Origin of the sequence: Yoonia ponticola (assembly GCF_014199395.1) — a bacterium.
Taxonomy (GTDB): Bacteria; Pseudomonadota; Alphaproteobacteria; order Rhodobacterales; family Rhodobacteraceae; genus Yoonia; species Yoonia ponticola.
Genome location: NZ_JACIJM010000013.1, coordinates 64,785 through 74,538 on the forward strand (window position 1 = coordinate 64,785; position 9,754 = coordinate 74,538).

A 9,754-nucleotide genomic window follows, 5' to 3' on the forward strand; every position below is an offset into this window, starting at 1 on the left:
ACAAAATACCAAGGTGGTATTGATGCGTGTGAAATATTGCATGTGATATCCTCCTTGGGTTGTGTTGATACAGTGCGGCATCGGTAGTGGAAGGGTGGATTCGATCAAGGCTTCGCGTCCTGAATACACAAGTATGCGCCATCTGTGTTGCTAGTTTGCAACTGTGCGATAATGTATACATCAGGGGTGAAAGGTATCTTGGTCATCAATTTAAATGCGAATCGCCTTGCGTGCTGCTGGTTCGATGCGGGCAATTTTGCCAACGGTCTTGAAAAAGTGGCGTTCTCAGAACGGTTTACAAGCGGTTAAGCTAGCTAAGAAGCGGAATTTCGTTCATTTTCCCCGCATGGGTCTATTCCGTGAATGGATTTTTGCGGCTACAGTCCATTGAAAGCAGGATGACCTGCGGATATTGCTGACTGCCTTTGGGGGGCCACCGAGATGATCCGATCTGAATTGATCCAAAAGATTGCCGACGAGAATCCACATCTTTATCAACGCGATGTCGAAAAGATTGTGAATACGATCTTTGAAGAAATTACAGAGGCAATGTCCAATGGCGACCGCGTCGAGTTGCGCGGATTTGGCGCGTTTTCTGTGAAAAAACGTGATCAGCGTACCGGCCGGAACCCTCGCACTGGTGAGTCAGTTGAGGTAGAAGAAAAGCACGTGCCTTTCTTTAAGACTGGTAAACTCCTGCGCGACCGTCTCAACGGCGGCTGAAAGTAGACGACTGATGAAAACGATCCGTTATGCCTTTTGGGCACTTGTTGCACTTGTTCTGATCTTGGTTGGACTAGCAAACCGAGATTTTGTCACGGTGCGTGCGATGCCGCCGGCCTTGGCTGATATGCTGGCTATTTCGCCGGACGTGACGCTGCCGATGTTCATCATCATTTTCGTCAGCGTTGGCGTCGGACTTTTGATCGGCTTTTTCTGGGAGTGGATTCGCGAGCATCGGATTCGGGTTCAGGGTCGCAAAAAAGCCCGCGAAGTAAGCCAGCTTAAACGTGAAGTTGATACGCTCAAGACTGAAAAGGCAGGCGGAAACCAAGATGACGTGCTTGCTCTGCTCGAAAGCCCGCGCGGAAAAGTCTAATGCCCGCTGACACCCGTGTTAAAATTTGTGGCCTGCGTGATCAGTCTATGCTGGATGCTGCGGTGGCGGCTGGGGCGCATTATGTCGGCCTTGTTTTCTTTCCCAAATCTCCTCGCAACGTTAGCATCGCGCAAGCTGCACCACTCGCCCAAGCGACGCCGATGGGCGTGGCTAAAGTTGGTCTGTTGGTAAATCCTGACAATGCGCTGCTCGATGCGGTCCTTGCCGAGGTGCCGCTCGACATTTTGCAGTTGCACGGCAAGGAAACACCTGATCGCGTTGCAGAAATCCGCACTCGCTACCGCCTTCCTGTCATGAAAGCTGTCGGTGTTGCCGATGCGTCAGACCTGCCTGCACTAGATGATTACGCACAGGTTGCGGACATGCTTTTGGTTGATGCCAAAGCACCTAAAACAGCCGAGCTTCCGGGCGGTAATGGACTGTCCTTCGACTGGACGCTGATAGCTAATCGTCGCTGGCCTACGCCATGGATGCTGGCAGGTGGACTGACACCTGGCAATGTCGCAGAGGCAATAGCGTTAACCAAAGCGCCGCAGGTCGACGTGTCCAGCGGTGTCGAAACTGCGCCCGGCGAGAAGTCCGCTGAACTGATTGCCGCATTCGTTAAGGCCGCAGTAAGCTAAATTTCGTCGACGGCATATTCGCGCAACACATCAATCGGCACGATTTCCAGCGCACGGACATGTGTGGCGTGTAGATTTACACGCGGTGCGCAGCCTTCGTCATGTGCTTGCAGGAAACGGGCTGCACATAGGCACCAACCGTCGCCAGCCTTTAATCCGACAAAGCCGAACTCGGGGCGCGACGTGCTAAGATCATTGCCAACATACTTCGAGAAGGCGAGGAATTCGTCAGTCATGATCGCGCAAACCGTATGGCTACCGACGTCTTCTGTGCAGGTGTCACAAGCGCCGTTGCGATAATATCCGGTGACTGGGTCCAGAGCACAGGTCTGTAACGTGCTGCCGAGGACGTTAAAGGATGGATCTTTTTCCATTTCAATTATGGCTTTCTGTAATGACGCGATTAAACTCTTCGTTCTTCACAAGGCCGCAATCTTTACGACTATTTGAAGCGGTCCATAAGTTTTTGCATCTGAGACCGAGTGTCTTCTGGTTCGGGCGCAGCGGCGGGCTTTGTTTGTTCCGGTTTTGCTTTTGTTGTGGATGAGCGCGGCGGGGCGACGCGCAATGCGACCGCGTTCAGGAATTTGCCACTGTCACCATTCGCTAGCTTTTCGATGCCATCAGAAATCCCGCGCAGCACATCGTCTAGCCAGTCCTGATCCGCCTTCGCAAAATCGCGCAACACATACCCCGGCACAGCATCTTTGTGTCCAGGATGGCCAACGCCAAGCCGCACGCGGTCATAATCTGCACCGATATGGCTATGGATCGAGCGTAGGCCGTTGTGGCCAGCATGGCCACCACCGGTTTTCACACGGACCTTCGCGGGGGCGAGGTCAATCTCGTCGTGGAAGACGATTACAGCAGCGGGTGTCAATTTGTGAAACCGCATCGCCTCGCCGACGGATTGACCGGACAGGTTCATAAAGGTTTCGGGCTTGAGCAAGATTACCTTGTCACTGCCAAAGCGGCCCTCTGAGACCTGCCCCTGGAATTTTGCCCGCCACGGGCTGAACCTATGATCAGACGCAATGCGATCGAGCGCCATAAACCCGATGTTATGACGGTTGCCAGCGTATTTTGTGCCCGGATTGCCGAGACCTACAATCATTTTCATGGGGGTAGTTTAGGGCGCACGGGCAGGGGGCTCAAGCTAGAACACGGCAGTTGCGGATGTTTGAAGCTCTGGGCGTCGCGGGCGGGGATTTTGAAGGACTAAGGACGTGTGCCGGTGTGGACCTATAAAAAAAGGGCGCCCGTTGGGGACGCCCTTTCAAATCGTTAGATGGGGAAAGATTACTCCTCGCCGCCCTCTTCTGGTGCTGCTTCGCCTTCGGCTTCATCTTCGTCGTCTGCGCTAACGATCTTCGGTGCGGAAATCGCAGCAATCGTGAATTCACGATCGATGACTGGTTTCGCGCCTTCAGGCCATTTTACGCTGTCGGAAGTGATAACGTCGCCGATTTGTGCTTCTGACAAGTCGATGTCGATGCTTTCTGGGATGTTATTGGCGGTAACGCGCAATTCGACCTCAGTCCGGTTCACAGTCAACATGCCGCCAGCTGGTGCGTATGGTGCTGTTTCAGCGTTGATGAAGTTCACGTTAACGAACAAGTTCACCTTGGACGTCTGACGCAAACGCATGAAATCAACATGCAACGGCAGGTCTTTGACTACGTCACGCTGAACGCCACGGCAGATAACGCGAACGTCGTCCATGCCTTCGACTTTCAGGTTGAACAAAGTCGCCAAGAACCGGCCTTTGCGCAAACGAACGAGCAGTTTGTTGAAGTCGAGGTTGATCGCAACTGGATCAGAACCGCCACCATAAACAACACCTGGTACAAGGCCTTCACGACGAGCAGTGCGGGCGGCCCCCTTGCCTGTCCCCGCGCGAGCCGTAGCTTCGAGATCTGGAATGTTTCCAGCCATAAGAATTCTCCAAAGTAATAATGGGGCCGCCCTCCAAGGGTGTGCGGCCCGGTGAAGCCTGCCTCTTATGGGGGAATCGCCCGTTTGGGAAGGGTTTTTTGACGTCGGGTGGCAGAGTTTACACGACTTTGGGCGTGTCGGGCCGTAAACGTTGTGAAAAAGGTCATTTGTTGCGTTGGTAGGGGCTGCACCACGGGCGAGTTCATTGTTTGTCACAGACTGAGGTTTGATGCAGTTGCTGTGGTCGATTGCCGCTTGAACAATCTGACATCCAGTGCGAACGATATTTCATGTCTATATTAAATGCGCTCTATATCTCGCGCCGCCCTGTTGCGGCCTTTGTCGTTGTTGGTCTGTTTTGGGGCTGTTTTGCGGCATATATCCCTGTGATCAAAGACCAACTTGGCGCGAGTGACGGAGTGTTCGGCTTGCTACTGCTCGGCTCGGCCACTGGGCTAGTCTCATCTATGTGGATCGCACCGCGTGCCGATAAAGTTCTGGGCGCGCGCGCAATGCAGGTCGGAGCTGTGCTACTGGCTTGCGTCTGGCTTGTTCCGGGCCAAATCACGACGCCGATTTTGTTTGCTGTGACGATGGGTTTTGTTGGCCTGTGCTCTGGGCTGCTGGATGTGGTGATGAACGAGCGTGTGTCTGAACTTGAGGCCGAGCATAGTCGATCCCTAATGAACGCAAACCATGCTATGTTTTCATTGGCTTACGCTGTTGCCGCCGTAATTACAGGTTTTGCTCGTGAGGCAGGCATGCCGCCGACGCCAGTGTTCGCAGGCTTTGGTGTGGTCGCGATTTTGCTGGTGCCGATGTTGAATATGGAGGTCGCACGGGTCAGCGCAGAAGACGACCATCAGGGCAAATATCCGCTGTGGCCGATTGTGATCTGCGGGGCGATTGTCCTGATCGCGTTCATGTCAGAGGCTACCGTTGAGACATGGTCGGCACTGCACGTAGAGCGGACGTTGGGTGGTGGGGCCGCCGAGGGGGCGCTGGGGCCTGCGATGTTGGGCTTTACCATGACGTTCGGGCGGTTTTCTGGTCAAGTCATCGCGGAACGGTTCCGTGAAACGCAGGTCATGATTATTGCATCACTTGTGGCCGCTCTGGGGGCAATTATCGCATCGATCGCGCAAACGCCGATCATTGCCTACGTCGGCTTCGGCACGCTGGGCATAGGGGTGTCGGTCATCGGGCCAATGGCGTTGGCTTTGGTCGGTAAACTCGTCGCGCCGCATCTACGTACCGAAGCGATCAGTCGGTGCGCTGTGATCGGGTTTTCCGGCTTCTTCTTTGCGCCAACGTTGATGGGGCTGGTGTCGGAAAACTACGGATTGCGCATCGCGTTCGCATGTGTGGCGCTGTTGCTGATTGCGACAGCACCACTTGCAGTATTGGCGGCACGCTTACCATTGCATGCTAAGAAGTCGGCTGTTCGGACCTAAGCCCAGTCACCTGAAAAGTTCTTTGGAACCAGCAGGATATCTTTGTCGACATTATTGATGTCGCGGTGGCCGCAGAATGCCATCGTGTAATCCAACTCCTTGTGGATCACCTCTAGCGCTTTGGTCACGCCTGCCTCGCCCATAGCGCCCAAGCCGTGCACAAACGCGCGACCGATGTAGGTGCCTTTTGCGCCCAACGCCATCGCCTTGAGGACGTCCTGGCCGGACCGAATGCCGCTGTCAAAGTGCACTTCGATCTTGTCACCCACTGCATCCACAATCTGTTCTAGCATGCGAATGGACGACAATGCCCCATCCAACTGGCGCCCGCCGTGGTTCGACACGATAATCGCATCTGCCCCAATCGCGGCAGCTTTCTTGGCGTCTTCGACGTCAAGAATACCCTTCAAAATCACAGGGCCGTCCCATTTTTTGATCAACTCGGCGACACGGTCCCAGTTTAGCGATGGGTCAAATGCTTCGGAGGTCCATTTTGCCAAATCGGCGGGGTCCGATACGCCTTTTGCATGGCCGACAATATTGCCAAAGAAACGACGCTTCGTCTGAAGCATCTCGATACCCCAAGTCCATTTTGTCGCCAGATCAGCCATCGATTTTAGGGTGAACTTTGGCGGGGCGGTCAGCCCGTTTTTTAGGTCTTTGTGCCGCTGTCCCAAGATTTGTAGATCAAGCGTGATCATAATAGCAGAGCATTTCGCGGCCTTCGCACGATCCAGCAAGCGGGTCATGTAGTCGTCGTCGCGCACTGTATATACCTGAAACCAAAACGGTTTTTCGGTGTGTTCTGCGACGTCTTCAATCGAGCAAATAGACATCGTGGACAAGGTAAACGGAACGCCGAATTTCTCGGCAGCACGGGCGGCTTTGATTTCGCCATCCGCACTTTGCATCCCAGTCAGGCCAACTGGCGCTAGCCCTACAGGCATCGCCACATCATGCCCGATCATCGTGGTTTTCGTTGTGCGATTATCCATATCAATCGCCACGCGCTGCCGCAGTCTAATCTGCTCAAAGTCGGTGGTGTTTTCGCGGAACGTCTGCTCCGTCCAACTGCCGCTTTCGGCATAATCGTAAAACATCTTTGGTGTGCGGCGTTTATGTAGCCGTTTCAGGTCTTGGATGTTTGTGATGACTGGCATGGGATTATTCCTCAAATTGGTGCGGAAACCTTACCAATGAGGCCCGCTCGCTGCAAGGCTGATAACTGTTACTTGCAGCGCCTCGCGTTGGACCCTAGAAGCGCCCAAACGCAAAATTAGAAAGAGTGCCGTCATGGGTTTCAAAATGGGTATCGTGGGTCTGCCAAACGTTGGCAAATCGACCCTGTTCAACGCACTGACCAAGACGGCAGCGGCGCAAGCCGCTAACTTTCCGTTCTGCACCATCGAGCCGAATGTTGGCGATGTTGGGGTGCCTGACGCGCGGCTCGACAAATTGGCTGAAATTGCCGGATCAAAACAGATTATCCCGACGCGCATGACGTTTGTCGACATCGCGGGCCTCGTCAAAGGCGCGTCTAAGGGTGAAGGTCTCGGCAACCAGTTCCTCGCTAACATTCGCGAATGTGACGCCATCGCGCACGTGCTGCGTTGTTTTGAGGATGACGATATTACGCACGTTGAAGGCCGCGTTGATCCGGTCGAGGATGCTGAAGTCATCGAAACCGAACTCATGCTCGCCGATCTCGAAAGCATCGAAAAACGCTTGCAGAACCTAAACCGCAAAGTGCGCGGCGGTGATAAAGACGCTGCCGATCAAGTGCGTCTGCTTGGCCTCGCACAGGCTGCGATTGAAGAAGGCAAGCCAGCGCGGACTGTTGAAATCGACGCCGACGACGCGAAGCAGTGGAAATTGCTGCAGCTTTTGTCGACGAAGCCTGTTCTTTATGTCTGCAACGTTGAAGAAGACAAAGCTGGCACTGGCAACGCGCAATCCGCTCGCGTCGCGGAAATGGCCGCTGCGCAGGGCAACTCACATGTCGTGATTTCAGCGCGTATCGAAGAAGAAATTTCGCAACTCGAAGCCGACGAAGCTGAAATGTTCCTTGGCGAGATGGGCTTAGAGGAAGCAGGTCTCGACCGGCTGATCCGCGCAGGCTACGAGCTGCTTCACTTGCAGACCTACTTCACTGTCGGTCCAAAAGAAGCACGCGCATGGACAATTAAAGAAGGCACATCAGCCCCGCAAGCGGCAGGCGTGATCCACGGCGACTTTGAGCGTGGCTTCATTCGTGCCGAAACAATTGCCTACGATGATTTTGTGACGCTGGGCGGCGAAGGCCCGTCGAAAGAAGCAGGCAAGATGCGTGCTGAAGGTAAAGCATACACCGTCAAAGACGGCGACGTGCTGCACTTCTTATTTAACACCTAAGTTGGGTAGGGGGCGCTATGGCTAAGGCTGAAAGGCGCTCCCTGACCCTAACTATTCGTCTCAATCATGTCGATTTCTGACGGCTAACGCCGTGCGAAAGCTATGAGCGCGTGTGTGCATCGGCTGGATGCTTAACCTACGCCTGAAGGTGTGCTGTGGCTTGTCGCTTCGTGGGCACTACTTATCTTTCGAACGCCTTGTGATTGTCGCGTCGGTGCGGTTGCCGTACATCTCTTTTGTATGATCGCTGCGATTTTCTATTACTTGAAATACGGGTGTTCATCCTTTCTTTGAGGCGTGGTTCGTCCAAATGTAATTTGATCTGTGGTATGAATGCAATTGGATGGCATATTTAAAACATAATTGCCTAAAATAAAACAAATGCAATTTATATAATTCCCAATTCCAAGCATTGCATAATTTTTAATCCTTTTCGACGCTTCGAAAGCGATCAAAAGAAAGTCAAGAATTAGGCTTTTTTAAGGCAGTGTAACTATTTGCAATTAAATTCTAATTACCGCTTGGGTTGAATTAATTGACGCTGTAAAGTCGCACCCATGAATACACAAATCTCTCTGGGCGTGTCTGATAAAGGTCTTCCGAAGGCCCGCGAGTTTAAACCGAGCGACTGGGGTGAGTTGTCGGATTGGCTGAATACGCTTGGCGCGCCGATGACCGTCGCACCCATTGATGCGAGCCAGTTGTCGCAGTGCGTGGTTCAGGCGACAGAAGTCGGTCGTCTTGTCATGACACAGACGATGTACGGCGCTGCGGCGCGTATCGATATCAGCGGGTCGTGCGGTTCACCGACCGTTGCCACGACCAACATCAGCGGCCATTCGACGCCCAAGATGAAGGGCCAAATACCCGTGATGAATGTCCCTGGGCAGAGCTATGTTTTTGATCTGTCTAAGTGTGATCACCACGCAGAGGTGAGCAAGGATAGCACTCAAGTTCATCTGATATTCTCGCCAAAACTTTTGGACGAAATCGCGCTTGCTTGGTTTGGTGAAGTTCCTGATCGGTCGACATGGAAAGCCAAGACCAGCTTTGGTAGCAGCGACGCGAGTTGGTATGCTGGTTTGCAGTACGTCATGCGTTTGATCGAAGAGCGGCCAAGCCCGTTGAATGCGCGTACCGTAAGGCATATCGAAGAGACATTATCGGTTAATCTCCTTGAAAATTGGGCTAAACAGTCTGGTGTTGACCTGAATGCAGAAGGGCATCGTATCGTCCCGCAGGTTGTCCGCTTGGCTGAAGATTACATCACTTCACATGCTGATGAGGCCCCAACACTGGCGCAAATCGCGCAAGCTGCGAACGCAAGCGTCAGAAGTTTGACGATGAATTTCAAGAAATTTCGGGGCTCTACTCTTGGGCAATTCTTGCGAGAACAACGCCTGCTGGCTGCGAAAAATGCCTTGCTGGCAGCGGATCAAGAGCAGACCGTTTGCCAGATTGCACGAAGCTTGAACTACACCCATTTGGGTGAGTTTGCGAAGATTTACCGCGAGCGTTTTGGTGAACGCCCGTCTGAAACCTTGAAGCGTTCCGGTGCGCCAAAGAGCTTTCCGCAGACCCACTAGGCTTACATCGCGATGGATCAGATCGACTGAAATTTCATCCTGATGTTTTCGCGTTTTGCTGCTGCGTCTCCAGTCACTTACGCCACCCTTTTTTGGGTAAATAAAGCGGGCTTCAATCCGTAGCGCGTGCCTCCATTTTGCGGTGTGCGTCCGGTTTTTCCGCGGGCTGATCGCAGCTGCGCATCTATCATGATTACACCTTTTAGGTGTGTTCTCCGTCAGGTGACTTGAACGATCATGTGGAGCGCGGCAGTCGTGAAAGTCACTCGAAATATTGTACGAATCGTGGCGTATGATTCTTTTAATAATCGGCTGCCTATATCAATTTTAAAATTGAATTAGATCAGTTCTTATTTGGCGTTAACCTTTCGTTAACCTTTTATTAACCATTCGTTAACCTTTGAGTTCGCGAATATCGGGAAATGACATGGGGTATCGCATTCGGGCAATCATAAGCACTTGGACGTTTTCAATTAACGTTTTCAGCATGACTCGTATTCGGACTTCGATCACAATTAATTAAGAGTTAACTTTGTTGGCAATTCAACACTGAGGTGCCCCTAGATTTGTAGACGCTTTGCTTGGTAATTTTGGAACCAAGGAGAGACGGATATGAACAAAGGAATACGGTTTACAGACGAGTTC

10 protein-coding genes are annotated in these 9,754 nt (G+C 52.7%); 6 read left to right on the top strand and 4 right to left on the bottom strand.

The genetic code is table 11. From position 1 onward, the window contains the following. The first annotated feature begins 441 nt into the window (after positions 1 to 441). From ihfB to FHS72_RS16645, 3 genes are read left to right on the top strand one after another with little or no spacing between them, the layout of a single operon-like run. The gene (ihfB, locus tag FHS72_RS16635; RefSeq protein ID WP_183530882.1) at positions 442 to 723 is read left to right on the top strand and encodes an integration host factor subunit beta; all 282 of its coding nucleotides are present in this window, start codon (positions 442 to 444) and stop codon (positions 721 to 723) included. Between the two features lie 13 nt (positions 724 to 736). After that, entirely contained in the window at positions 737 to 1,099 is a 363-nt protein-coding gene (locus FHS72_RS16640; RefSeq protein ID WP_183530884.1) for a LapA family protein, read from the top strand. Then, positions 1,099 to 1,743, top strand: a complete 645-nt coding sequence (locus FHS72_RS16645; protein ID WP_183530886.1) for a phosphoribosylanthranilate isomerase — start codon at positions 1,099 to 1,101, stop codon at positions 1,741 to 1,743. Before FHS72_RS16640 ends, FHS72_RS16645 begins: the two co-directional genes overlap by 1 nt. On the opposite strand, the gene FHS72_RS16650 is transcribed toward FHS72_RS16645, so the two are convergent. The 3 genes from FHS72_RS16650 to FHS72_RS16660 form a co-directional block, all read right to left on the bottom strand. Further along, positions 1,740 to 2,117: a DUF2237 family protein gene (locus tag FHS72_RS16650; RefSeq protein ID WP_183530888.1), complete on the bottom strand. Its 378-nt coding sequence runs from the start codon at positions 2,115 to 2,117 to the stop codon at positions 1,740 to 1,742. The two genes, FHS72_RS16645 and FHS72_RS16650, sit on opposite strands and share 4 nt — an antisense overlap. A 68-nt stretch (positions 2,118 to 2,185) precedes the next feature. Beyond that, entirely contained in the window at positions 2,186 to 2,863 is a 678-nt protein-coding gene (gene pth, locus FHS72_RS16655) for an aminoacyl-tRNA hydrolase (protein WP_183530889.1), read from the bottom strand. Positions 2,864 to 3,042: 179 nt separating this feature from the next. Further along, on the bottom strand, positions 3,043 to 3,678 hold the full coding sequence (locus FHS72_RS16660; protein ID WP_183530891.1) for a 50S ribosomal protein L25/general stress protein Ctc: 636 nt from the start codon (positions 3,676 to 3,678) through the stop codon (positions 3,043 to 3,045). 290 nt (positions 3,679 to 3,968) lie between these two features. Between FHS72_RS16660 and FHS72_RS16665 the strand changes: the two genes are divergently transcribed. Continuing rightward, positions 3,969 to 5,132, top strand: coding sequence for an MFS transporter (locus FHS72_RS16665; RefSeq protein WP_183530893.1), 1,164 nt, complete (start codon positions 3,969 to 3,971; stop codon positions 5,130 to 5,132). On the opposite strand, the gene FHS72_RS16670 is transcribed toward FHS72_RS16665, so the two are convergent. Beyond that, a complete protein-coding gene (locus FHS72_RS16670; RefSeq protein ID WP_183530895.1) occupies positions 5,129 to 6,292 on the bottom strand; it encodes an alpha-hydroxy acid oxidase in 1,164 nt (387 codons plus the stop codon). The two genes, FHS72_RS16665 and FHS72_RS16670, sit on opposite strands and share 4 nt — an antisense overlap. 133 nt (positions 6,293 to 6,425) lie before the next feature. On the opposite strand from FHS72_RS16670, the gene ychF reads away from it, so the two are divergent. Then, positions 6,426 to 7,523 carry a redox-regulated ATPase YchF gene (ychF, locus tag FHS72_RS16675; protein WP_183530896.1) on the top strand — a complete coding sequence of 366 codons (1,098 nt, stop codon included), beginning with the start codon at positions 6,426 to 6,428 and terminating at the stop codon, positions 7,521 to 7,523. A 557-nt stretch (positions 7,524 to 8,080) separates the two neighbouring features. After that, positions 8,081 to 9,109 (top strand): helix-turn-helix domain-containing protein, encoded by a 1,029-nt coding sequence (locus tag FHS72_RS16680; RefSeq protein ID WP_183530897.1) that lies wholly within the window; start codon positions 8,081 to 8,083, stop codon positions 9,107 to 9,109. Positions 9,110 to 9,754 lie beyond the last annotated feature (645 nt).